Annotated in this window: 20 protein-coding genes; 12 read left to right on the forward strand and 8 right to left on the reverse strand. The window is 67.9% G+C overall.

Translation table 11 applies throughout. From position 1 onward, the window contains the following. The coding region (locus tag DBV35_RS00005) for an integrase core domain-containing protein (protein WP_157961496.1) at positions 1-205 on the forward strand (205 nt) is incomplete at its 5' end. Here the strand turns inward: DBV35_RS00005 and DBV35_RS30045 are convergent. From DBV35_RS30045 to acnA (DBV35_RS00040), 7 genes are all read right to left on the reverse strand, one after another. Continuing rightward, positions 202-474, reverse strand: coding sequence for a hypothetical protein (locus DBV35_RS30045; RefSeq protein ID WP_157961497.1), 273 nt, complete (start codon positions 472-474; stop codon positions 202-204). The genes DBV35_RS00005 and DBV35_RS30045 overlap by 4 nt on opposite strands. Before the next feature lie 1776 nt (positions 475-2250). After that, entirely contained in the window at positions 2251-3153 is a 903-nt protein-coding gene (locus tag DBV35_RS00015) for an isocitrate lyase/PEP mutase family protein (protein ID WP_108658216.1), read from the reverse strand. 59 nt (positions 3154-3212) lie between these two features. After that, complete coding sequence (locus tag DBV35_RS00020; protein WP_157961498.1) at positions 3213-3911, reverse strand: GntR family transcriptional regulator; 699 nt, start codon at positions 3909-3911, stop codon at positions 3213-3215. Then, positions 3908-5524, reverse strand: a complete 1617-nt coding sequence (locus DBV35_RS00025; RefSeq protein ID WP_108658218.1) for a tripartite tricarboxylate transporter permease — start codon at positions 5522-5524, stop codon at positions 3908-3910. Before DBV35_RS00025 ends, DBV35_RS00020 begins: the two co-directional genes overlap by 4 nt. A gap of 16 nt (positions 5525-5540) precedes the next feature. Beyond that, positions 5541-6026 (reverse strand): tripartite tricarboxylate transporter TctB family protein, encoded by a 486-nt coding sequence (locus tag DBV35_RS00030; protein ID WP_108658219.1) that lies wholly within the window; start codon positions 6024-6026, stop codon positions 5541-5543. Positions 6027-6033: 7 nt separating this feature from the next. Next, positions 6034-7053, reverse strand: a complete 1020-nt coding sequence (locus tag DBV35_RS00035; RefSeq protein WP_108658220.1) for a Bug family tripartite tricarboxylate transporter substrate binding protein — start codon at positions 7051-7053, stop codon at positions 6034-6036. Positions 7054-7112: 59 nt separating this feature from the next. Next, positions 7113-9815 (reverse strand): aconitate hydratase AcnA, encoded by a 2703-nt coding sequence (acnA, locus tag DBV35_RS00040; protein ID WP_108658221.1) that lies wholly within the window; start codon positions 9813-9815, stop codon positions 7113-7115. Positions 9816-10048: 233 nt separating this feature from the next. On the opposite strand from acnA (DBV35_RS00040), the gene DBV35_RS00045 reads away from it, so the two are divergent. From DBV35_RS00045 to DBV35_RS00090, 10 genes are all read left to right on the forward strand, one after another. Next, complete coding sequence (locus DBV35_RS00045) at positions 10049-10948, forward strand: isocitrate lyase/PEP mutase family protein (protein WP_108658222.1); 900 nt, start codon at positions 10049-10051, stop codon at positions 10946-10948. A 128-nt stretch (positions 10949-11076) separates the two neighbouring features. Then, the gene (locus DBV35_RS00050) at positions 11077-11847 is read left to right on the forward strand and encodes a GntR family transcriptional regulator (protein ID WP_157961499.1); all 771 of its coding nucleotides are present in this window, start codon (positions 11077-11079) and stop codon (positions 11845-11847) included. Positions 11848-12002: 155 nt separating this feature from the next. After that, entirely contained in the window at positions 12003-14702 is a 2700-nt protein-coding gene (gene acnA / locus DBV35_RS00055; protein WP_108658224.1) for an aconitate hydratase AcnA, read from the forward strand. Positions 14703-14811: 109 nt separating this feature from the next. Continuing rightward, positions 14812-15729, forward strand: coding sequence for an isocitrate lyase/PEP mutase family protein (locus tag DBV35_RS00060; RefSeq protein WP_108658225.1), 918 nt, complete (start codon positions 14812-14814; stop codon positions 15727-15729). 63 nt (positions 15730-15792) lie between these two features. Then, entirely contained in the window at positions 15793-17283 is a 1491-nt protein-coding gene (gene tcuA / locus DBV35_RS00065; RefSeq protein ID WP_108658226.1) for an FAD-dependent tricarballylate dehydrogenase TcuA, read from the forward strand. A gap of 55 nt (positions 17284-17338) precedes the next feature. Continuing rightward, positions 17339-18502, forward strand: a complete 1164-nt coding sequence (locus tag DBV35_RS00070; protein ID WP_108658227.1) for an ABC transporter substrate-binding protein — start codon at positions 17339-17341, stop codon at positions 18500-18502. Between the two features lie 11 nt (positions 18503-18513). Beyond that, the gene (locus DBV35_RS00075; RefSeq protein WP_108658228.1) at positions 18514-19380 is read left to right on the forward strand and encodes a branched-chain amino acid ABC transporter permease; all 867 of its coding nucleotides are present in this window, start codon (positions 18514-18516) and stop codon (positions 19378-19380) included. Continuing rightward, entirely contained in the window at positions 19373-20368 is a 996-nt protein-coding gene (locus DBV35_RS00080) for a branched-chain amino acid ABC transporter permease (RefSeq protein WP_211099922.1), read from the forward strand. Before DBV35_RS00075 ends, DBV35_RS00080 begins: the two co-directional genes overlap by 8 nt. Continuing rightward, complete coding sequence (locus tag DBV35_RS00085) at positions 20365-21126, forward strand: ABC transporter ATP-binding protein (RefSeq protein ID WP_108658230.1); 762 nt, start codon at positions 20365-20367, stop codon at positions 21124-21126. Before DBV35_RS00080 ends, DBV35_RS00085 begins: the two co-directional genes overlap by 4 nt. Next, positions 21119-21829 carry an ABC transporter ATP-binding protein gene (locus DBV35_RS00090; RefSeq protein ID WP_108658231.1) on the forward strand — a complete coding sequence of 237 codons (711 nt, stop codon included), beginning with the start codon at positions 21119-21121 and terminating at the stop codon, positions 21827-21829. Before DBV35_RS00085 ends, DBV35_RS00090 begins: the two co-directional genes overlap by 8 nt. 52 nt (positions 21830-21881) lie before the next feature. On the opposite strand, the gene DBV35_RS00095 is transcribed toward DBV35_RS00090, so the two are convergent. Further along, positions 21882-22646, reverse strand: a complete 765-nt coding sequence (locus DBV35_RS00095; RefSeq protein ID WP_157961500.1) for an SDR family NAD(P)-dependent oxidoreductase — start codon at positions 22644-22646, stop codon at positions 21882-21884. Positions 22647-23033: 387 nt separating this feature from the next. On the opposite strand from DBV35_RS00095, the gene DBV35_RS00100 reads away from it, so the two are divergent. Further along, positions 23034-23804 carry an NAD(P)H-dependent oxidoreductase gene (locus DBV35_RS00100; protein WP_108658233.1) on the forward strand — a complete coding sequence of 257 codons (771 nt, stop codon included), beginning with the start codon at positions 23034-23036 and terminating at the stop codon, positions 23802-23804. Positions 23805-23811: the final 7 nt, after the last annotated feature.

Genomic DNA, 23811 nt, shown 5'->3' on the forward strand with positions numbered 1-23811 from the left:
GCCCCGCACCAACGGCAAGGCCGAGCGCTTCATCCAGACCTCGCTGCGGGAATGGGTCTACGCCCAGCCCTATCACTCCTCGCACGAGCGAACGCGCGCCATGCAGCCCTTCCTCAGAGCCTACAACACTGCCCGCCCACACTCCGCCCTCGCCCAACAAACTCCATGGCTCCCGCTGAATAATCTTCTTGGAAACGACTCCTAGTTCTCGCGCAGCTCTTTGAGCCGAATGGCGAGGAGCGTCGGCCCGATGCCGGACACGGCGCATGGGAGGCCAGCGTGCGAAGAGAGTGTCAGACCGTGCTCCATGTGATGGGCGATGGCGTGATCGCGTTCGGCAATCTGGTGGGTGAAGTGGTAGGGGATCACCTCGATCTGGTCGGCGACCTCGTCTCGACGTCCATTTTGGCAACGTGGCTTCTCGGTCTTGTGGATGACGACCAACGGTCTGCGGAGCCTGAGGAAATCGGGCAATCGGCTTGGCGCCTTGCTGCTTGAGCGAGTGATGGGAAGGTCGAGAACGGAGCTTGTTGGGCAAGCACCCGGGTATCGACACGGTCGGTCTTGGCAAGGACGCCCGAGACTCTCGCGAACTCGCGTGCCCCGCGGATTGGTCCGTGAGAGGTCAACGCCGAATGCGGCGACGGGCCTTCGAAACCACTGGCCGCCTCAAAGACGACGAAGGCGTCCGCCCCCAGCGACGAAACCGGGCGGCGATAGCGTCAGGGACGTTTGGGACCTGCGAGGACGTGGCGTCCGGCAGGCGTGGAGGTCGAGGAAGGTGCGCGCACGGTCGAAGCCGATGACGGTGCGTGGTGTGGGTCCTATCCGTGTCGTGCGCGATCGGCTGTCGCAACCAACTGTCCAGGGCTTAAGAGCGATGCGGAACTGAGCCACGCTCCCTAACGGGTTCAGCGACCCTTGAGGGACGGTCTTCCTTCCGCGACTCCGGAGCTATCACTTCGGCAAAAGACAGGAAGCGCGCGTTATGCCGGCCGGCCACAGGGTGCCCGGTTCCGATGCAGCGAGGTCCACCCGGTCACCACGCACCTTCGTGCTGGGCAGCACTTCGCCCGCCACCAATTCCGACGCCGTCCGCGGCACAAATGCTAACGCCAAGCCGCCCCGGTGCGCTGGGCGACTATCGTGGCCAAGCGGACGGCAGCGCACGGCCCGCAATGCGGTTGGAGTCCACCTTCGAGAAATGCCTTAGTATCGCACCGACCAACTGATTTGCTCAGCACCCAGCATTTCCCGATCCGTCACGTGGGGCGCGGACGTCGCGCGGTGCCCTGCCGCGTTCGGTTGGAGAGCGTTTTATCGGGCCGAGCTTGCAGTGCGCGCGCCGACCGCTTGGAAGTGGTTCGGGTGTGGCAAGGGCGCCCAGCCACCAAGTCCCGTCGTGAAGGTTGATATTTGCTGGGCGCAGAATTCGGCCGGGTTCACCAGCGTTTATGTCTAACGCCCTATCCGCGGGGGAGCGCGTCGACCGTGGGAGACGGGAGTGGAGGGGCCGTCGGCAAGGCGGTCGGGTCCGAGTATGGTTTCGGCACCGCCTTGCCCTCGGCTCCCGTGATCCGAGTTGGCGACCATTCCGTGCGCTCCGGACTCGCTGACACGAGGCGATGTCGTTGCGGAACGCCTTCCGCGCCTCAGCCGGAAGGGGCGGCGATCTGGCATGTGGCCGGGCGGACATCGGGCCTGTCTGCTGCATCTGCCAATCTTCAGCGCCATCGTCCGGTGCGGTCCGTCCCCCGCCATCCCCATGAGAATGGAGGATTGTGGTGCGGACATCACCACTCCTTCCGATGTACGCCGTGACGGTTAGGTGGCAAATAGCATGTTTCGCCGGGTATTGAGGCCTGTCGCCGAGGTGGTGCGAGGGACCTCAAAAACCGGGACGCAGACTGCCGTTCAGCCGGTGGCACGTGTCGCCATTCCACTTCGGGTCACTGAGCAGCGGTGACTTGGCGCTCTCCTGGAAAAGGCGGGAAATCAACGTTTGAGGATGGGAATGGCGAGGCTTTGACACTCCAACAGATGGCGCCCACTTGCCGAGCGTCTGACGGGGGCAAGCAGTCGGCACCTCGGACGCAGTCGACTGGATGAACACTTGCGCGGCGCGGCCCGAAGCCTGCCACTACCGCCGAGGATGCGTCTCAAGCCCAGAGATCGCGCCGCCTTCGCGCCTCAGCCCGTGCGCCCCCACACGCCGCATCCAACCCCCCGCCCTACGCAGCCGCCGCAACCCTACTCCCCCGTCACGACCCCCGTCGCATACCGCTCCTCCAGCGCCACCAGCCGGTCGTACCCCGTCAGTGCGTTCAACTCGTCGAACGACACCAGGAGGTCGGGGCGGTCGATCGGGGTGTCGCCGGCGAGCATCGTCTGGAAGGCATCCATCGCGTTGGTCATGCCGCGCACGGCGGCCGTTGAGAGGAGGCGGGGGTAGCTGACGCCGGCGACCCCGATGTCCTGGAGGCGCCGCGGGTGGATGAGGGGGGTCGTCGGGCGGGAGCGGATGCCGAGGCCCATGTTGACGGTCAAAGGCTTCGGCACGCTGCGGGCGACCTTCGCGATGTCCTCCTCTGACAGGAGGGCGTCGGCGAAGAGGAGGTCGGCGCCGGCCTCGGCGTAGCGGTTGAGGCGGTCGATCGCGGCCTCGATGCCGAGCGGGCCGGCGGCGTCCGTGCGCGCGCGGATGCAGAAATCGGGGTCGCGCCGCGCGTCCACCGCCGATCGCACCTTCTGGACCATCTCTTCGCATGGGATCACGGCCTTGCCCGCCATGTGGCCGCACCGCTTCGGCCAGACCTGATCCTCGATCATCAGCCCGGCGAGGCCCGCGTCCTCGAAGGCGCGGACCACGAAATGGACGGTCGCGGCATTGCCGTAGCCGGTGTCGCCGTCGGCAAGGAGGACGAGGTCCGAGAAGGCGGCGATCGCGCGGCAGGCCTCCAGATTGTCCTTGAACGACATCACGCCCCGGTCGGCCCAGCCGAGGTGGGATTCGGAGACGCCCGCGCCCGAGATGGAGGCGATCTTGAAGCCGGCGCGCTCCACCATGCGGGCGCTGTAGCCGTCATAGATGCCGGGGATGATCACGATGTCGGGGCCGGCGAAGATCTCCTTGAGGCGTTTTCCCTTCGACATCGCATTCTCCCGGTGGCGTCTCGGCCGTTTCTTCGGATTGTTGGCGTGAGGCGGCCGCCTCAGCCGACGAGGCTCAGCCGCTTGGCGTTCTGCAGCATGTTGGTGTGCGAGTTGCGCAGGTGAGCCCGCATCGCTGCCTCCGCCGTGTCCGGCTGGCGCGCCGCGATAGCGGCCACCACGGCGCGGTGCTCGGCCATGGCGGTCATCGTGCGGCCCGGAAGCGCGCTCGAGCGGTAGCGGAAGACGCGCAGCACGTAGAACGGGTCGCCATAGAGCATCTGGTAGAGGTTTTCGCTGTGGCTGCCGCGCACGACGCGCAGGTGAAAGTCGAGCGGCTTGCCCTGATAGTCGGGCGAATATTCCCCCGCGCGCTCTTTCATCTCCTGCCGGTCGACGAGGTGGGCGAGCTCTTCGATTTCCGCCTCCAGCATGTTCTGCGCGGCGAGGCGGGCGGCCATGCCCTCCAGCGCCTCGCGAATGTCGAGGAGCTCGACGAGGTCCTTCACGGTCATCTCCGCGACGCGCACGCCGATATTGTGCGTGCGCACCACGAGGCGCCGCCCTTCGAGCCGGCGCAGCGCCTCGCGCAGCGGGCTGCGGCTGACGCCGAGCTCGCTCGCCAGCGCCTGCTCGGTCAGCTTCGCGCCGGCCGGAAGCTGACCCAGGATGATCGCGTTCTCGAGATGCGAGACGATGCTGTCGACCAGCGAGGCGGTGCCTTCGGTGCGGAGCTGCGTCGGGGCGGGCGCGTCGGTCACGGTTCGGGGTACACCTTGCTGGCGATGGGGTGGGCGTCCTTCGCGCTGGCGGGCCGGATCCGTCCCGCTTGCGGGGGCGGAGCGCGGTTCGGTGCGAACAGCGAGGCGTCCGGTCCGCCGCGGCGCGTGCGCCACGATTTATACAATGGCACGATGACGACCGTCACCAGGAAGAGGGCGAGGATGCCCATCGCGATCGGCCGTTCCAGGATGTAGTCCCAGTAGCCGCCGCTGATCTGGTAGACGTAGACGAGGTTGGTGTCGGCGAGGCGGCCGAGGAGGAGGCCGACGACGGCCGCCGGGATCGAGTAGCCGTAGCGCCGCATCACCCAGCCGAGCGCGCCGAACGCGAGGAGCGTGTACGGCCCGACCATGTTGCCCGTCAGCCCGTACGCCCCGAACACCGCGACCGCGAGGACGCTCGCGACGAGGTAGCGGATCGGCACCTTCACCACGGCGCTGACGAGGTGGATGGTGAAGAGGCCGATCACGAAGAGCAGGATCGCCTGGATGAAGTTGCCGAAGATGATCGCGTAGACGATGTCGGTCTGCTCGCGGATGAAGCGCGGACCGCCGGTGACGTTGTGCATGGCGAAGGCGGCGAGCATCACCGCGGTGCCGCCGCCGCCCGGCAGGCCGAGGGCGAGGAGGGTCACCATCGAGCCGCCTTCGGAGGAGGAATTCGCCGACTCCGCCGCGATCACGCCCTTGGGGTTGCCGCGTCCGAAGCTCGCGGGATCGGGATCGCGGCGGCGCGTCTCGGCGTAGGAGACGAGGTTCGAGATCGACGAGCCGACACCCGGAATGGCGCCGATCAGCGAGCCGATCAGCCCGCCGCGCAGCACCACCATCGGATGGCGGAAGACCGCCCGCGCACCGGCCGTGATCTGCGTGAAGCTTAGCCGCCGCGCCTCCTGCGACTGGACGAGATAGTCCTTGTGCATGAGGCCGAGGAGCTCGGAGATCGCGAAGAGGCCGAGCATGGCGGGGACAACCGGCACCCCGTCCATCAGCGCGGTGAAGCCGAGCGTGCCGCGGATGTTGGAGGTCGGGCTCATCCCGATCGTGCCGATGAGGAGGCCGACCGCGCCCGCAAGGAGGCCGCGCAGCGCCGAGTCGCCGCTGAGGATGCCGATCAGCGTGACGCCCCACAGGACGACGAACAGCATTTCGAGCGGGCCGACCTTGAGGACGAAGATCGACATCGGCCCGATGAGGAGGAAGAGCAGGAGATAGGAGAAGAATGTGCCGACGCAGGACGCGCCGAGCGCCAGCCCCAGCGCCTCGTTCTGCCGGCCCTGCTGGGTCATCGGGTAGCCGTCGAACGCCGTCGCCACTGAGGTGGACGTGCCGGGGATGTTCATCAGGATCGCCGAGACGCCGCCGCCGAAGCCCCCGCCCGTGAAGATCGAGGTGAGGAAGAGGAGGGCGGTCAGGAAGTCCATGTAGAGCGTCGTCGGCAGGAAGATCGCCATCGCCATCGACACCTGCATGCCGGGGACAGCGCCGAAGACCAGTCCGATGATCAGTCCGACCGGGACGACCGCCCATGCGGTCCACGAGGTCGAGAGCAGCGTGATGGCATCCACTGCGGCGGAGAGATCAGGCCACATGACGACTGTCCATCGGTCAAAGAATGAGGGTGGGGAGGCGGTAGGGCAGCATCAGCTGGAACATCAGGACCGCGCCGATGCCGAAGAGGACCGCATAGAGCGCGGCCGAGAGCGGCCTTTTCGGGTTCTGCAGCAGGAGGAGCAGGAACACGAAGAGGATGGTGCCGACGTCGAAGCCGAGGACGTTGAGGCTGCCGATATAGAGCGCCAGGAGCGCGAGGCCGGCGAGCGGCTTCAGGGTGGGGACGCTCTCCGCCTCCGCCCCGGCCTCCACGGCCGGCGTGGTGTTGGCCGGCGTCGCCCCGCGCGTTGCGCGCATCACCTCCTGCGCGATCACCGCCGCGCAGAAGAGGAGGACGATACAGGCCAGCGGCAGCACGAAGATGAGGTTCCCGACCGCCATCGAGCGCGTCATGGAATCCCACAAATACCAGGCGGTTGCCGCGGCGATCGCCGCGGCAAAGATGATCTGGCCCGTGGGCTGCCGAGTGGTTGTCGACATCGGCCCGTCAGCTCTTCATGAGTTCCTGATACTGCTCGAAGATATCGTGAACCTCGTTGACGCGGCGGGTGGTTTCCTCCGGGCCGAGCCAGTCGTGGCCCATCTTGTTCGACTCGGCGAACTCGATGAACTCCGGATCCTCGACCGCGCTCTTGTAGGCGCTGACGAGCTTGTCCCAGCGCGCAGGGTACTGTTCGCGGAACTCCGGCGTCATCGCGAGGCCGCGCATCGAGCCGCTGAGGAGCGGGACCGTGATGTTGAGCGGCTTCAGGACGTCGTTGACGGGATCGGCGTCCCACTCCGGGTGACGGTCGGGGCGCACCACCGCGAGCGGGGTCAGGAACTCGCGGATGGAATCGGTGCCGTCGCCCGCGATCACGATGAAGTCGACCTGCCCGCCGGCGACCGCCTGGCGCGCCTGGCCGCCGCCCGAGAAGGTGACGAGGTTGAGATTCTCGGCCGGGATGCCCGCCTTCTCGAGAAGGAGGAGGCTCGTGACGTGACCGCTCGACGAGGCGACGACGCTCGCGCGGATGCGGCCCGGCCGCTCCTTGATCGCGGCGAGGAGGTCCGGCAGCGTCTGGTAGCGCGACTCCTTCGACGCGGCGATGAGGTCCCAATCCGACCAGTGCGCGTTGATGAAGGCGAAGTCCGACAGCTTGTAGGGCGCGTTGTTGAAGAGGATCGTGAAGGAGATGTACGGCGCCATCGCGGGGGCGAGCACCGTGTTTCCGTCCTGCGGCTGGTCGAGGAAATATTGCTGGCCGAGCTGCGTGCCGCCGCCGGGACGATTGTCCACGGTGATCGGCTGGCCGAGATATTTCGACATCACCGGGGCGAGGCCGCGCATCGTGCGGTCCATGCTGCCGCCGACGTCGGAGGGGATCACGAAGGTGATCGGCTGCGTCGGCCAGTCGTCGGCGCGCGCGATCCCCGGAAATGTGCCCGCGAGGGAGCCGGCCGCGACGGCGGTGGTCCCTTGCAGGAAGCGTCTGCGATGAAGGCTCGTCTTGGACGTGTCGCTCATGTTTCTCCTCCCGATATTCTCTTCGTTTTGTCGGAGTCGGATCGCGCGGGCCGACGAGGTCAGGCCGTTTCGCGTTCCGGCGAAGCGTCGAGGATCTGGGCAAGGACGTACTGGAGCACGCCGCCGCTGAGGTACCACTCGGCCTCACGGCGCGTGTCGATCCGGCATTGCACCTCGGTGTGTTGGACCGTGCCGTCCGGCCGCCTGATGCGCAGCGTCAGCGGCATCTTCGGCGTCAGCCCCTTGTCGAGGCCGAGGATGTCGAAGGTCTCCTCGCCCGTGATGCCGAGCGTCTCGCGCGTCTCGCCGTTCGCGAACTGGAGCGGCATCACCCCCATCCCGACGAGATTGGAGCGGTGGATGCGCTCGAAGCTCTCCGCGACGATCGCGGCGACGCCCATGAGGCGCGTACCCTTGCCGGCCCAGTCGCGCGAGGAGCCGGTGCCGTATTCCTTGCCCGCGATGACGATCTGCGGCACGCCCGCCGCCTTGTAGCGGTTGGCGGCCTCGAACACGCTCATGACCGCGCCGTCCGGCTGGTGGCGCGTGAAGCCCCCCGGCTTCTCCGGCACCATCTCGTTGACGAGGCGGATGTTGGCGAAGGTGCCGCGCAGCATCACGTCATGATTGACGCGGCGCGCCACGTAGGAGTGGAACGCCTTGTCCTCCACGCCGACCGAGCGGAGATAGTCCGCCGTCTCGCCCTTCGCGGGGATCGCGTTGCCGGGCGAGATGTGGTCGGTCGTGATGCTGTCCCCGAGGACGAGGAGGGCGCGGGCGCCGGTGATGTTCTCCGCGCGGCCCGTGTGCGCGATGAACTCCCGGTCGAAGAAGGGCGGGCGGCGCAGATAGGTGCTCGCCTGGTCCCAGTGGAAGACGCCGCCCTTCGGGCTTTCGAGCGCGCGCCAGGCCTCGTCCCCCTCGAACATCGCGGCATAGCGCCGGCGGAAGAGCTCGGGCGAGATGTGCCGGGCCATCAGCTCGGCGATCTCCTCGGTGCTCGGCCAGATGTCGGCGAGCATGATCGGCTGCCCCTCCGGGCCGACGCCGATCGGGTCCGTCTCGAAATCGACGAGCACGCTGCCCGCGAGAGCGTAGGCGACCGTGAGCGGGGGCGAGCCGATATAGGCGCCGCGCGCGAGGGGATGGATGCGCCCCTCGAAATTCCGGTTCGAGGAGAGGACGGCGGCGACGACGAGGTCGCGCGCCTCGATCTCGGCCGCGACGTCCGGGTCGAGCGCGCCGGAGCCGCCGCCGCAGGTCATGCAGCCGAAGCCGACGATCTGGAAGCCGAGCCCGTCGAGATCGTCCTGGAGGCCGGAGGCGCGCAGATAGTCGGCGACGACGCGCGATCCGGGCGAGAGCGAGGTCTTCACCCAGGGCTTGGGCGACAAGCCGAACTCACGCGCCTTGCGCGCGAGGAGCCCGGCCCCGATCAGCACCGAGGGGTTCGAGGTGTTGGTGCAGGAGGTGATGGCGGCGATCACGACGTCGCCGTCGCGCAGCGGGCGCGGCACGTTGTGGATCCCGGCGGTGTCGGGCGCGGCGCGTCCGTCCGGCATCACCTCCGCGAGGCTCGCCGGGACTTCGCCGAGATTGCGGCGGTCCTGCGGGCGGCGGGGTCCGGCAATGGAGGGGCGCACCTCGGCAAGGTCGATGTCGAGTTCGTCGCTATAGCGGCGGCGCGGATCGTCGGCGCCCCAGATGCCCTGCGCCTTCGCATAGGCCTCGGCGAGGGCGATGTCCTTGTCGGACCGCCCCGTCTGGCGCAGGTACCGCAGCGTCTCCTCGTCGATCGGGCAGAAGCCCATGGTCGCCCCGTATTCGGGGGCCATGTTGGCGAGCGTCGCGCGGTTCGGCAGCGAGAGGGAGGCGACGCCGGGGCCCGCGAACTCGACGAGCTTGCCGATGACGCCCTTCTTGCGCAGCCGTTCCGTGACGGTGAGGACGAGATCGGTGCTCGTCACCCCGTCGCGCAGCTTGCCGTGGAGGCGGCAGGCGACGACCTCGGGGATCGCGAGGGTGATCGGCTCGCCGAGCATGGCCGAGCCCGCCTCGATGCCGCCGACACCCCAGCCGAGCACGCCGAGCCCGTTGATCATCGGCGTGTGGCTGTCCATGCCGACCAGCGTGTCGGGATAGGCCCACAGGACCCCGTCCTTCACCTCGCTCCAGATCGGGCGCGAGAGATATTCGACGTTCACCTGGTGGACGATGCCGCTGCCCGGCGGCAGGACGCGGAAGTTCCGGTAGACCCCCGCCGCCCATTTCAGGAAGCGGTAGCGCTCGGCGTTCCGCTCATATTCGAGCGCGAGATTCTTCCCGTAGGCGTCTGCGGTCCCGGCGAAATCGGTCGTGACGGAGTGATCGACCACGAGGTCGACGGGGATGCTCGGGTTCACGACCTGCGGATCGCCGCCCTCGCGCTTCACCGCATCGCGCATCGCGGTGAGGTCGGCGAGGAGGGGGATGCCGGAGGAATCGGGCATCAGGACGCGCACGGGGAAATAGGCGATCTCGCCGGTGCGCGACTCCGGATCGACCGGCCAGCGCGCCAGCGCCTCGACGTCCTGCCACGTGACAGCGTCGCCATCGACGTGCCGAGCGAGGTTCTCGAGAAGGATCTTGAGCGCGACCGGCATCGCGTCGATCGCGGCCCCGTCGACAAGCTCTCCCACGGCGTCCAGCGAATGGATTGTGTAGGTGTCGCCACCCACGGCGAGCGTGCGATCCGTCCGAGGACCGCCTGCCTCTTTGGTCACCGGCGTCTCCCAACATTTTATCGTTTTGTCGACAGTATGACGCTGGTTTTAGATTTTACAACCACCCGTTTCGCGTCAATATGGCGTAAATCCAGGAGATGGCGCATAACGCGGCTGGATGCGTCAAAATGATTGCATACAGTACACGCGGCGGATCTGCGTACTTTTTAGGCGAAGATGGCTCGCGAGCGGGTTCGTTGAAGCGGCTCCGGGCAGCGAGGAAAGGAAAGAAAATGGGCCAGTCCCAGGCACAAATCCTGAAGCAGCGGATGACGCGGGGTGCCGGTTTGGTGGTCCCCGGCGCGTCGAACGCGCTCGCGGCCCGGGTGATCGAGACGATCGGTTTCGAGGCGCTGCTCGTCACCGGCGCCGGTGTGACGAACGGCTATCTCGGCGCGCCGGACGTCGGCATCATCTCGCTGAAAGAGCTGGTCGACCATGTCTGGGCGATCGTCGACAGCGTGGACATTCCCGTGATCGCGGATGCCGACACCGGCTTCGGCAACGCCGTCAACGTCAACCGCACCGTGAAGATGATGGAGCGGGCCGGCGCCGTCGCGATGCAGCTCGAGGATCAGGTGTTCCCCAAGCGCTGCGGCCATTTTGATGGGAAGGACGTCATCCCGGTCGACGAGATGATCTACAAGATCAAGGCCGCGGTGGACGCCCGCCAGTCGCCCGACTTCCAGATCCTCGCGCGGACGGACGTGCGCGCGGTCGAGGGGATGGACGCCGCGATCGAGCGGGCGAACCTCTTCCGCGAGGCGGGCGCCGACCTCCTCTTCATCGAGGCGCCGCGCACGGTGGAGGAGCTGGCGCGGATCCCGGCGGAGGTGCCGGGCATCCACATCTGCAACATGGTGATCGGCGGCAAGACGCCGGTGCTGCGCAAGGAGGAGCTGGCGGCGATGGGCTATGGCGGCATCGTCTACGCCAACGCCGCGCTCCAATCGGCGCTCCAGGGCATGAAGACCGTACTCGGCCAGCTCAAGGAGAACGGGTCGGTGGAAGGGCTCGAAGGCCTCATCGTGCCGTTCGCCGAGCGGCAGGCCTTCGTCAATCACGACCACTACAAGGACATGGAGAAGCGCTACACGCCGCCGCGGGAGGCGCGCAGCGAGGCGGCCGAGTAGGGGCGCGCCGCCCGCCGGCCAGCGGGCTTGTGGCCATCGCCGGCGAAAGTGTCTACATTGAAGCGCGCGCCACCGTCGCGGCGGGGCGCGCGACCTTCAACCCGGCACAAGCAGGCGACCCCAACTCGATGAGTGACACGACGTCCAGCACCGATGGCGAACAGGCGCTCGTCGAGCGGATCACGAGCTCGGTCTTCTCGGCGATCCTGACCGGAGAGCTGCCGCTCGGCGCCAAGGTGCGGGAGAAGCGGCTCGCTGAGCAGTTCGGCGTCAGCCGGGGCCCGCTGCGCGAGGCGATCCGGTGCCTGGAAGGGCGCGGCCTCATCGAGCGGACGCCGAATTTCGGCCCGCGCGTCGTCTCGCTCGGGACCGAGGACGTCATCCAGATCTATGTCGTGCGCGAGGCGCTCGAAGGGATGTGCTGCCGGCTCGCGACCGAGTTGATGAGCGACAAAGAAATCGATGCGCTCGCCGAGCTGTCGGACCGACATCTGCGTGAGGAGAAGTGGGCGAGCGAGCCGATGCCCTTCGAGCAGGACCTGGATTTTCATCACAACATCATTCGGGCCGCGAAGAATGTCCGGCTCGAACGGATCATCAAGACCGAACTCTACGACATGCTGCGGATCTACCGGGCCTGTTCTGGAGGCGCGCCGGGCCGCGGCAAGCAGGCCATGTACGAGCATCAGGCCATCGTCTCGGCGATGGCGGAGCGCGATTCGGCGCTCGCGGAGATGCTGATGCGCCGGCACATCCGCAATTCACGGATGAATCTGATCCGGCGGATCAACGCGGAGGCGGCGGCATCAGAGGTCGACGAGGCCGAGCCCAAGCGCCGGACGAGGGCCAAGTCGCCCGCCGCGAAGGCGGCCGCTATCGCGGGCAACGAGGCCGGCTGACCGTCCCGCGCGCGCCGGGCGGCCGCGCTCCCGCAGCCGGCATCCCGCCTCCCTCCCGAGACGAAACGCATCGATCCCATTGACAGGAGAATGTGTAGACACTTTAGTAAGTGTCTACAAAAAGAAGGCCGCCACCTGGGGAGGGGGCGATTGCGATGTCTCTCGACAGCTTCAATGTGCGCGTGAGGCTCGAGGCACCGGATGGGGAGGACGGGTTCGTCTTCAGCCTTCCGCGCCTCGCCGACCAACTCGGGATCGACCTGTCCCGGCTGCCCTACAGCCTGCGCGTTCTCCTGGAAAACCTCGCCCGCCATGAGGATGGCGACGTCGTCACGCGCGACGACATCGCCGCGCTCGCCGCCCACGTCCCCGGCGAGGGCCGGGCGCGGGGCGAGATCGCCTACCACCCGACACGCGTCTTGATGCCGGATTCATCCGGCGTCCCGGCCGTCGCGGACCTCGCGGGGCTGCGCGACGTGGTTCGCGAGGCGGGCGGCGATCCCGAGATTGTCGACAGTATCATCCCCGTCGACGTCGTGATCGACCATTCGGTCATGGTGGACGTCGCCGGAATCCCCAACGCGGTCGAGATCAACATGGCGCGCGAGTTCGCCCGAGGGCGCGAGCGCTATGCGCTGCTGCGCTGGGCGGAGAACGCGTTCGAGCGGATCCGCATCGTCCCGCCGGGCAACGGCATCCTCCATCAGATCAACCTCGAATATCTCGCGACCGTCGTCTCCGTGCTGACGGACGGGGGAGAGCGCACGCTCGTTCCCGACACGATGGTCGGCACCGACAGCCACACCCCGATGGTGAACGGGATCGGGGTCGTCGGCTGGGGCGTCGGCGGGATCGAGGCGGCATCGGCGATGCTCGGCCAGCCGATCTCGATGCTGGTCCCGCCCGTCACGGGCTGCCGGATCGCGGGGCGGCTGAAGCCGGGCGTGACGGCGACGGATCTCGTCCTTCACCTCACCGAGCGCTTCCGGCGTGCCGGCGTCGTCGGCCATTTCGTCGAATTCTGCGGCGCGGGGCTCGATCATCTGGCGGTCACCGACCGCGCGACGATCGCCAACATGGCGCCCGAGTGGGGCGCGACGATGGGCTTCTTCCCCATCGACGCCCAGACCATCCGCTATCTGGAAGCCACCGGACGGGACGCGCGCCACCTCTCGCGGGTCGAGGCCTATGCGCGGGCGCAGATGCTCTGGCGCGATGGCCGGGTGCCGGCGTTCGACCAGATCGTCGACATCGATCTCGGCGAAGTCGCGCCGACGCTCGCCGGGCCAAGCCGGCCGGACCAGAAGGTCTCGCTCGGCGGTGTCGCCGAACGGTTCGACGCGTTCGCGGGTGAGCGACGGGCGACCACGCTCGCGCCCGCGCCCGCCGGCGATGCGCATCCGGTCGACGGCGACATCGTCATCGCCGCGATCACGAGCTGTACCAACACCTCCAACCCGTCGGTCATGCTGGCGGCGGGTCTCCTCGCGCGCAACGCCGTGCGGCGGGGGCTCACGGCGAAGCCTTGGGTGAAGACCTCGCTGTCGCCGGGCTCGCGCCGGGTGACCGACTATCTCACCGAAACCGGCCTTCAGGACGACCTCGACGCGCTCGGCTTCCAGACGGTCGGCTACGGCTGCATGACCTGCATGGGCAATTCGGGCCCGCTCGCCGAGCCGATCGAGGCGGCGATCAAGGACGATGATCTCACCGTCGTCGCCGTCCTCTCCGGCAACCGCAATTTCGAGGGGCGCGTCCATCAGCTCGTCCGCGCGAGCTTCCTCGCCTCGCCGCCGCTCGTCGTCGCCTACGCGATCGCCGGGACCGTGCGCATCGATCTCGAGACCGAGCCGCTCGGCACCGATCGGGACGGAGAGCCGGTCTACCTGCGCGACCTTTGGCCGAGCGACGAAGAGATCGCGTCGTTGGCGCAGAGGAGCGTCCGGAAATCCCTCTTCGTCGAGGGATATCGCGACATCTTGCGCGGCCCGGCGCTCTGGCAATCCCTCAAGGGGCCGGCGGGCGCGACCTTCCCGTGGGACGCGGCGAGCACCTATCTGCGCTTCCCGCCCTACACCCGCGTCGACGACGGCGTGGGCGGCGGCCTTGCCGACATCACCAGCGCGCGGCCGATCGCGATGCTCGGCGACAATGTCACGACCGACCACATCGCCCCCGTCGGCGCCATCCCGCTGAAGAGCGCGGTCGGCACCTACCTCACCGAGCGGGGCGTCGCGCCGATCGACTTCGATTCCCTCTCCTCGCGCCGCGCCAATGCCGAGATTGTCGCGCGGACCGCCTTCGCGAACGTGCGGCTGCGCAACGAGCTCGCGGGCACGGCGGAGGGGAGCGTCACCGTCCACCAGCCCTCTGGCGAGGCGATGTCGATCTTCGACGCGGCCGAGCGCTACCGGGCCGAGGGTGCGCCCCTCATCGTGGTCGCGGGGAAGAATTATGGCGCGGGCTCGTCGCGCGACACCGCCGCGAAAAGCGTGCGGCTCCTCGGCGTGCGGGCCGTCCTCGCGGAAGGGTTCGAGCGGATCCATCGCTCGAACCTCGTCGGCATGGGCGTCGTCCCACTCCAGTTCATCGACGGGATGGACCGCCACACCCTCGCGCTGACCGGCGTGGAGCGGTTCGACATCACCGGCCTCACCGGCACGGAGCCGGGGGGCAGCGTCCGCGTCCGCATCCACCGCGCCGACGGGACGACCGAGGACATCATTGTCCGCCTGCGCATCGACACGCGGCGCGAGCGCGACTGGGTCCGCTCGGGCGGCATTCTCCCCTTCGTCGGCCGCGCGCTTCTCGCGACCACGCCGCGCGGGCGCGCCGCATCCGCAGGCCTCTCATGACCCGCGGAGGCGATGGGCGCGCTGGCCCCGGACCCTCCGTTCCACACCGGCATCCTTCGCGCGGTCCCACGGATCGCGCCTCCGACACAGCCTGTTTCTTGAGGACTTTATGACCGATACGACGCGAACGGGGCTGAAGAGCCTGCTTCGCCCCGGAGCAGCAGTCCTGCTTCCCGGAGCTTCCAACGCCCTCACGGCCCGCATCATCGAGGATGCCGGCTTCGACGCCTTCCTCGTCACCGGCGCGGGGATCGCGAACACCTATCTCGGGATGCCGGACGTCGGTCTCACGACGGTCACCGAGGTCGCCGACCACGTGGCGCGCATCCGCGACGCCGTCGAGATCCCGATGATCGCGGACGGTGACACCGGCTTCGGCAATCCCATCAACACGCAGCGCACGATCCGCCTGTTCGAGCGGGCCGGGGCCAACGGCATCCAGCTCGAGGACCAGGTGTTTCCGAAGAAGTGCGGACACTTCAACGGCAAGCGCGTGATCCCGGCCGAGGAGATGGTGCAGAAGGTCAAGGCCTCTGCCGACGCGCGCAAGAGCGAGGAGTTCCTGATCCTTGCCCGGACCGACGCCTACGCCGTCGAGGGCTTCCAGGCCGCGCTCGACCGGGTCGCGATGTACAAGGAGGCGGGGGCCGACCTCCTCTTCGTCGAGGCGCCGCGGGCGGTGGAGGAGCTGCGCGAGATCCCGCGCGCGGTGCCGGGCGTCCACATCATCAACATCGTCTTCGGCGGCAAGACGCCGATGGTCCCGCGCGAGGAACTCGCCAGCATGGGCTTCGCGGGCGTGATCTACGCCAACGCGGCCCTGCAGGCGGCGATGCTCGCGATGTCGGACGTGCTCGCGCACCTTCGCACCAACGGCTCGCTCGCCGGCAAGGAGGAGTACGTCCTGCCGTTCGAGCAGCGCCAGGCCACCCTCCGTCTCGACGATTTCGAGGCGCTCGACCGCCACTATGCCGTGGCCGGCGAGGCGGGGCGGGCGTCGAGCCAGCGCGCCGCGATCGAGGTCTGACGCGGCGCGCAGGCACAGAGCGGCATCCGACAAGAACACAAATCGACTGGAAGGAGAGGGAGCGTGCCGGAGTCTAACGCATTCGATGTCGTCGTCGTCGGGTCGGGGATCGCGGGGCTGTCCGCCGCGGTCGCCGCGGCCCAGGATGGCGGTCGCGTCGCGCTGGTGGAACGGGCGCCGCGCGAGGAGCGCGGCGGCCAGACCCGCTACACCGAAGCCTATCTGCGGATGAAGAGCGAGGAGGAGGTCACCGACGACTTCGAGCTCCATTTCGCCAACAACGCGGGCTACTACCTCGACCCCGACTTCATCCGCGAGGCGGGACGGGACTACGAGTCCTGGTCGTCGCTCCTGAAGGGGCACAGCTTCGCCGACACCGAGGTCGTCGCGGCGCTGGCGGCGGAGGCCGGGCCGACGATCGGCTGGCTGAAATCGCTCGGCGTGAAGTTCGACTTCCTGCCGACGCAGTTCCTGACCAAATCCCAACCGCGCCTCCTCCCGGTCGGCGGCGGCGCGGCGCTGATCGAGGCGCTCGCGGCGGCGGCGGAGACGCTCGGAATCGTGAGCTTCTACGACACCACCGCGCGCAGCCTGATCCAGGACGAGGACGGCGCTGTCGTCGGCCTCGTCACGGTCGGCAAGGGCAACAAGACCGTCCGCCTCATGGCGCCGTCGGTGATCCTCGGCTGCGGCGGGTTCGAGGGCTCGGCCGAGATGATGACCCGCTATGTGGGTCCGCGCTCGGTCTATCTGCGGCCCGTCTGCCGGGGCGCCTACTACAACAAGGGCGAGGGCATCCAGATGGCGCTCGATATCGGCGCCGCGCCCAACGGCGATTTCGGCTCCTATCACGCCGAGCCGATCGACCCGCGCTCGGGCGTCAGCGAGCCGTCCGTCTTCGCCTTCCCCTACGGCATCCTCGTCAATCGCGAGGGCGTGCGCTTCACCGACGAGGCGCCGGGGCCGGTCGACGCGAACTATGAGAACGTCACCCGCAAGATCTACGTCCAGCCGGAGGGGATCGCCTACGCGATCTTCGACCGCAGGCTGAAGGACGTGCCGAACTACCGCATCGCCCTTCGCACCGACCAGCCGGCGATCGAGGCGAACACCATCGCCGAGCTCGCCGCCAAGCTCGACATCCCGGCGGAGGCGCTGGAGGCGACGGTCGCGGCCTACAACGCGGCCTGCCCCACATCCGGCACCTTCCTTCCGCTGGAGCCGGACGCGCTCGCGACCGACGGTCTCACGCCGCAGAAGTCGAACTGGGCGCGGCCGATCGATGACGGCCCGTTCCAGGCCTACCCGATCATCTCGGCGAACGTGTTCACCTTCGGCGGCCTCAAGGTCGACCCGAACGGGCGCGTCCTCAACCGCGACGGCGAGCCGATCCCCGGCCTCTACGCCGCCGGCGAAACGATGGGGATCTACTACAAGGTCTATCCGGGCGGCACGTCCGTCCTGAAGGGCGCCGTGTTCGGCCGGCTGTCCGGTCAGCACGCTGCCAAGCGCTGCGGTGCCGCGAAGGCGCACGCGGCGAGCGTCCCCGCCTAGAGGCGGGCCAGTTCACCGAGACCGCGCACAAACCAAACAATAAGGGAGGAACAATATGCGTCTCATGCTTGGGGTTGCCGCAACGGCACTGCTGATCGCCTCGTCCGCGTTCGCGCAGGATGAAGGCCTCACCGACTCGACGATCCTCATCGGCACCTTCACGCCGACAACCGGCCCGGCGGCGAATTTCGGCAAGGTCGTCTCCGGCGTCGAGGCCGTCTACAAGGCGGTGAACGACGAGGGCGGCATCAACGGCCGCAAGATCGAGATCATCCGCGAGGACACCGCGTGCGATCCGACGCGCGGGGTCGCGGCCGTGAAGAAGCTGATCTCGCAGGATCGCGTCTTCATGCTGCATGGCGGGACGTGCAGCAACGTCGTGATGGCGGCGAAGCCGGAGATCGTCCGCTCGGGCATCCCGTTCGTGGTCGCGGGCGCCGCGAACAGCCATATCGGCACGCCGACCGAGGCCAACATCTTCCAGCCGGTGGCCACCACGGCGACCGTCGCGCGCACGATGGTCGACTTCGCGATGTCGAAGCCGGACGCGAGCAAGATCGCGATCATCAGCCACTCCGACGACTGGGGGAAATCCAACCGTGACCCGGCCGTCGAATATCTGAAGTCGAAGTACAATCTCGATCCGGCGCTGGACCTCTTCATGGAGCGCGGCTCGACCGACACGACGCCGCAGGTGCTGCGTCTGCGGCAGGCCAATCCGGACGTCATCCTCGCGATGCTCTATCCGGCCGAAGTCGCGATCTTCATGCGCGACATGTACAAGTATGGCCTGCGCGTCCCGACGCTCGGCACCCAGGCGATCTCGATCGAGGACACGAAGAACCGCGTCGGCAATCCGGCGGCGGTGGAGAATTTCTACGTCTTCTACCCGGTCGCCGCGCCGATCGATTCCCCGACCATGAAGCCCTACTACGACATGGTCGCGAAATACTTCCCCAATGAGCGGCCTGAGACGCTGAGCTTCCTCGGCATGGGCGGCGCCTATGCGGTGGTCGAGGCGCTCAAGAATGCCGGGCCGGACCTCACGCGTGAGAAGTTCGTCGCGGCGATGAATGCGATCCATGACCTCGACACGGGCGTCGCCTCCGCCCCCATCGGCTTCACCCCCGAGGACCATGTCGGCATCAAGGGCGGCGCGATGGTCACCTATGTCGATGGCGAGGCGATGGTCGTCCACGAACTGACCCCGCAGGACTGAGAGCAGATCGGATGCTGCTCCAGCTTACTTTGAGCGGCATTGCGCAGGGGAGTATCTACGCACTGCTCGCTCTCGGCATGACGCTGCTGTTCCGTGCGACGACCGTCGTGAACTTCGGCTATGGCGAGATGTTCATGGCCGGCGCGTTCACCGTGTACGTCCTCCTGCAAATCGGGATGCCGTTTGCGGTGTCGGCCTTGGGCGCGGTCGCGTTCCTGTTCCTCGTCGGCATGGTTCTGGAGCGGGGGCTGATGCGCCCGCTCCAGAACTCCCCCCACATGGCGCTCGCCATGATGACGGTGGCGTTCTCGTTCCTCTTCCGCGGGATCGCCCGCCTTCTGTTCGGCGGCGAATTCCAGCCGATGCCGCCGATTTTCTCCTTCCCGCCGCTGGAACTCGGCGGGGTCATCGTGACGGCGCAGGACCTCATCATCGCCGGCATCACGCTCGCGACGGTGCTGCTCTTCTTCGTCCTCTTCAACAAGACGCGCCTCGGCAAGCTCGCCCAGGCCGTGTCGCAGGCGCCGCGCGGCGCCGCCCTCGTCGGCATCAACGTGCCCTTCTTCGAATCGGCGATGTGGGGTGTCGGTGCGGCGCTGGGGGCGATCGCGGGCATTCTCGTCGCGCCGATCACGCTCCTCTATCCCGACATGGGCGCGCAGGTTCTCCTGAAGAGCTTCGCGGCGATGACCCTCGGCGGCTTCGGCCATTTCGGCGGCGCGGTGATCGGCGGCCTTCTCGTCGGCCTCATCGAGCAGTTGGCAGGCGGCTACATCTCGACCGCGATGATCGACATCTCGGCGCTCCTCGTCATCGTCATCGTTCTCCTCGTCAGTCCGAACGGCCTGCTCGGCAAGAGGGAGTATGTCCGTGTCTGACCTTGCACCCACAACGGGGGCCTCGCGGCGCTGGGACATCTCGCGCTGGGCGATCGGCCTCCTGATCGCGGCCCTTCTCCTCGCCGTCCCGGTCGCGACGAACGAGTACACCCAGTACGTCGTCAACAGCATCGTCGTGTATGCGCTGGTCGGCCTCGGCTTCAACATCGTCATCGGCTATCTCGGCCAGCTCGCCTTCGCCAATGCCGCCCTCTTCGGCATCGGCGCCTATACGAGCGGGATCCTGATGACGAAGGTCGGCTTCCCGTACGAGCTCGCGATCCTGTCGAGCGCGGCGGTCGGCTTCGTCGCCGGTGCCCTCGTCGGCCTGCCGGCGCTGCGCCTCAAGGGCTACTATCTCGCCATCGTGACGCTCGCCTTCGGCGAACTCCTGCGCTGGGCCTACATCCACGCGGACTTCCTGACGGACGGGTCGAGCGGCCTGCCGGTCGGGGAGCCCTCGGTCCTCGGCTACACGCTCACCACGGACGTCGAGCGCTACTATCTCATCCTCGCGGTGACGGCGTTCATGTTCTGGCTGACGCGGAACATCCTCGCTTCGAAGGTGGGGCGCGCGTTCGTCGCCATCCGCGAGAACGAGCTGGCGGGCCAGGCGCTGGGGCTCGCCCCGGCCTACGTGAAGATCACCGCGTTCGCCTGGAGCGGGCTTCTCGTCGGCGTGGCGGGGTCGCTCTTCGCGATCCTCCTCGGGCGCATCGCACCGGAGAATTTCGGCCTCCACCAGCTCCTCGTCCACTTCTCGATCGTCATGATCGGGGGGCTCGGGAGCCTGCTCGGATCTGTGCTCGGTGCGACGCTGCTCACCGCCGCGCCGGAGCTTCTGCGCAACTTCGCGGGGCTCGAGGAGATCGTCTTCAGCCTTCTCCTCATCGGCGTGCTCCTCTTCATGCCGCGCGGGCTCGCCGGGCTCGTGGTGACGTACGTGCCGCAATGGCGCGAGCGGCTCTACCGGGGAGGTCCGCGATGAACCCGCTCCTCGCAGTCGAGGGGGTGGGGGTCCGCTTCGGCGGCCTCGCGGCCCTCACCAACGTGTCCTTCTCGGTGCCGGCCGGCACGGTGTGCGCGCTGATCGGCCCGAACGGGGCGGGAAAGTCGACCCTCTTCAACGCCATCACCGGCTTCGTGAAGCCGACGTCCGGCACCGTGCGCCTCGCCGACGAGGTGGTGACGGGCCTCGCGCCGCACATGATCGCGAAGCGCGGCGTGCGCCGCACCTTCCAGAATGGCGGCGTGTTCGGCGGGATGACGGTGCTGGAGAACGTCCTCGTCGGCCTTTCGCAGCGCACGGCCGGCAACATGTTCGGCCTCATGCGCGGCGCGAAGGCGGACCGCGCCGCCGAGCGTGCGGCGGTGGACGAGGCGCTGGAGCTCCTCTCCACCATGCATCTCGGCGACCTCGCCCAGCGTCCGGCGCGGGACCTCTCGGCCGGCCAGCAGCGGCTCGTCGAGATCGCCCGCGCGCTCGCCGGGCGCACCCAGCTCCTGATGCTCGACGAGCCGGCCGTCGGACTCTCCGAGAGCGAGCGGCACACGCTCGTGCGTCAGCTGCGGGCCTTCGCGGGGCAGGGGATCGCGGTCCTCCTCGTGGAGCACGTCATCGATCTCGTGATGTCGGTGTCGGACAATATCGTGGTGCTCAACAACGGCGAGGTGATCGCGGACGGGACACCCGAGCACGTTCGCGAACACCCGGCGGTGCTGGAGGCGTATCTTGGCCATGCGTGAATGTGTTCTCGGCGTCGACAACGTGACGGCCGGATACGGCAAGATCGCGGCGGTCACGGACGTGTCGCTCAATGTCCACCGCGGCGAGGCCGTCGCGCTGCTCGGCGGGAACGGGGCGGGCAAGACGACCCTCCTCAACACCATCAGCGGCTTCCTGAAGGCGAATGGCGGCGCGATCACCATGGAGGGGGCGCCGATCACGGGTCTCGCGCCCCACCGCATCGTCCATCGCGGCGTGATCCAGGTCTCGCAGGGGCGCCATCTCTTCGGCGACATGAGCGTCATCGACAATCTGTCGCTGAACGCCGTGGTGCCGAAGCACGAGATCCCGGCGGATCTCGACCGCATCTTCGACCTCTTCCCGAGGCTCGACGAGCGGCGGGAGCAGCGTGCGAGCTCCCTCTCGGGCGGCGAACAGCAGATGCTGGCGATCGGCCGGGCGCTTATGACGCGCCCGCGCATCCTGATGCTCGACGAGCCGTCGGGCGGGCTTGCGCCGAAATTCGTGGCGGAGATCGCGAGCATCGCGCGGCGGCTGAAGGAGAGCGGGGCGACGATGCTGCTCGTGGAGCAGAATATCGGGCTCGCGCTGGAGATCGCCGACCGGGTCTATGTCATGCGCGCGGGGCGGATCGTGGACGAGCGCGAGGCGGCCGAACTCAACAGCGACCGGCACGAACTCGCCCAGCGCTACTATCTCTAGACGGGCTGGTGGGGCTGGGGGAGGCGGCTGCGCCTCTCCCAGCCCGGCCGTGTCAGTCGGCCCACATGCCGCCATTGACGTCGAGGATCTCGGCGGTGACGAAACCGGCGAGGTCGGAGGCGAGATAGACGGCCGCCTCGGCGACCTCCTCGGCCCGGCCCATCCGCCCGACGGGCACCAGCAATTTCAGCGAATCGGGGAAGGATTTCGTCATCTCGGAGGCGATCGGCCCCGGCGCGATCGCGTTCACCGTGATCCCCTCCGCCGCAAGCTCGCGCGCGAGGAAGGACGTGATGATGTGAACCCCCGCCTTCGACACGCCATAGGCGATGTTGCCGGACTTGTTGAGCTCGTCCCGGTCGAGCCAGGCGCGGGCGTTGCCGCCATTCTTGCCGATGACGGAGCCGATATTGATGATGCGCCCGGACTGCTGGCGGCGCATCAGCGGGATCACGGCCTGGCAGCACAGGAAGGTGCCCTTGAGGTTGATGTCGAGCACCTCGTCCCAGACGGCCTCGGTCAGCGTCTCCGCCGCGCCATAGCGCGCGATCCCGGCGCAGTTGGCGATGATGTCGACACGCCCGTGCACCTTCTCGGCGGTGTCGACGAAATGGCGCACCGAAGCGGGGTCCGCGACGTCGAGCTCCACCACCGTGACGGACCCCGCGTGCGCGGACAGGCTGTCCTTCAACGCCGGCAGGTTCTTGATGTCCCCGACGACGAGGTGGGCGCCCTCGGCCGCGAAAGCCTGGGCGATCGCATTGCCGATGCCACCGGCCGCGCCCGTGACGAGCGCGATCTTATCCTGAAGTCTCAAGCCGTCTCCTCCATCACTCGTCCGCCGGCCCTTTGCGGCGAAAGCGCCGGAGGCCGTGCTGTTTTGAGGGCGCGGGATCGCGCCGGCGTGTCGCCAATCCGGGTGGGCGAGGGATCCGGGCATCGCCGGAAACGGCCACCAAAAAGTGTTGACACTCTTTGGAAATGTCTACACTTTGGCGGCGGGAGGAGCAACGAGAATGTCGGCGCCGGTCACAAGGCAGCCGGGCACCGGATCCCGATCGGGGACGCCCCGGCCGATCACCCATCATCCCTCGTCCGCGGTTCCACGAGATTAACGCGCGCGCCCGCAGCGCCGCGATCTCACCGCATCCGTCCCCCGAACCAGACGGGCCGTGCCGTGCCCCAGGAAGACACCGGAGGCTCCATGCTCGCGCACATCGTTGTGGGACATCCGAACAGCCAGTCCTTCAATGGCCACCTCGCGCGGACCATGCGCGACGCCCTGGTGGAGAGGGGCTGGTCGGTCACGACGAGCGACCTGTCGGCGATGGGCTTCGACCCCGCCGAGGGCGCGCATCAATATCCCGATCGCGACCCGGAGGCGGAGTACAACGTCCAGCGCGAGCAGCGCCTCGCCGCCGAAGCCGAGCGCCTGCCGCCGGACGTGCGCGCCGAGATCGCGCGCCTCGAGGCGGCGGATCTCCTGATCATGCAGTTTCCGCTCTGGTGGTTCGGCCCGCCCGCGATCCTCAAGGGCTGGTTCGACCGCGTCTTCGTCTACGGCCATGTCTACACGAGCCAGATGCGCCACGATCGCGGCTACTTCAAAGGCAAGCGCGCGATGCTGTCGGTGACGTGCGGCGGACCGGAGGAGACCTTCGCCGTCGACGGCCGCAATGGCGACATCGACGTCCTCCTCTGGCCGCTCCATTTCAGCCTCTCCTATGTCGGCTACACCGTGCTGGAGCCGCAGGTCTTCTACGGCGTGCAGGCCGAGATGCGGCACCGCTCCGTCGAGGGGCTGCAGGCGCTGCTCGCCGGGCAGGCGAGCGACGCGGGTGAGCGGATGCGCCATCTCGACACCGTCCCCGCGATGAAATTCGCCGGATGGGACGACTGGGAGAATGGCCGCCTCAAGCCCGGCATCCGCGCCCGCAGGCCGATGATGCCGCCGATGAATCCCGTCGCGCCGTGACCACACG

Source organism: Acuticoccus kandeliae, from assembly GCF_003073115.1.

Excerpts from the sequence above, each read along its gene's own strand:
- DBV35_RS00015 (WP_108658216.1), bottom strand. The coding sequence starts at position 3,153 with ATGTCGAAGGGAAAACGCCTCAAGGAGATCTTCGCCGGCCCCGACATC.
- DBV35_RS00025 (WP_108658218.1), bottom strand. The coding sequence starts at position 5,524 with ATGTGGCCTGATCTCTCCGCCGCAGTGGATGCCATCACGCTGCTCTCG.
- DBV35_RS00030 (WP_108658219.1), bottom strand. The coding sequence starts at position 6,026 with ATGTCGACAACCACTCGGCAGCCCACGGGCCAGATCATCTTTGCCGCG.
- DBV35_RS00035 (WP_108658220.1), bottom strand. The coding sequence starts at position 7,053 with ATGAGCGACACGTCCAAGACGAGCCTTCATCGCAGACGCTTCCTGCAA.
- DBV35_RS00045 (WP_108658222.1), top strand. The coding sequence starts at position 10,049 with ATGGGCCAGTCCCAGGCACAAATCCTGAAGCAGCGGATGACGCGGGGT.
- DBV35_RS00050 (WP_157961499.1), top strand. The coding sequence starts at position 11,077 with ATGAGTGACACGACGTCCAGCACCGATGGCGAACAGGCGCTCGTCGAG.
- acnA (WP_108658224.1), top strand. The coding sequence starts at position 12,003 with ATGTCTCTCGACAGCTTCAATGTGCGCGTGAGGCTCGAGGCACCGGAT.
- DBV35_RS00060 (WP_108658225.1), top strand. The coding sequence starts at position 14,812 with ATGACCGATACGACGCGAACGGGGCTGAAGAGCCTGCTTCGCCCCGGA.
- DBV35_RS00070 (WP_108658227.1), top strand. The coding sequence starts at position 17,339 with ATGCGTCTCATGCTTGGGGTTGCCGCAACGGCACTGCTGATCGCCTCG.
- DBV35_RS00075 (WP_108658228.1), top strand. The coding sequence starts at position 18,514 with ATGCTGCTCCAGCTTACTTTGAGCGGCATTGCGCAGGGGAGTATCTAC.
- DBV35_RS00085 (WP_108658230.1), top strand. The coding sequence starts at position 20,365 with ATGAACCCGCTCCTCGCAGTCGAGGGGGTGGGGGTCCGCTTCGGCGGC.
- DBV35_RS00090 (WP_108658231.1), top strand. The coding sequence starts at position 21,119 with ATGCGTGAATGTGTTCTCGGCGTCGACAACGTGACGGCCGGATACGGC.
- DBV35_RS00100 (WP_108658233.1), top strand. The coding sequence starts at position 23,034 with ATGCTCGCGCACATCGTTGTGGGACATCCGAACAGCCAGTCCTTCAAT.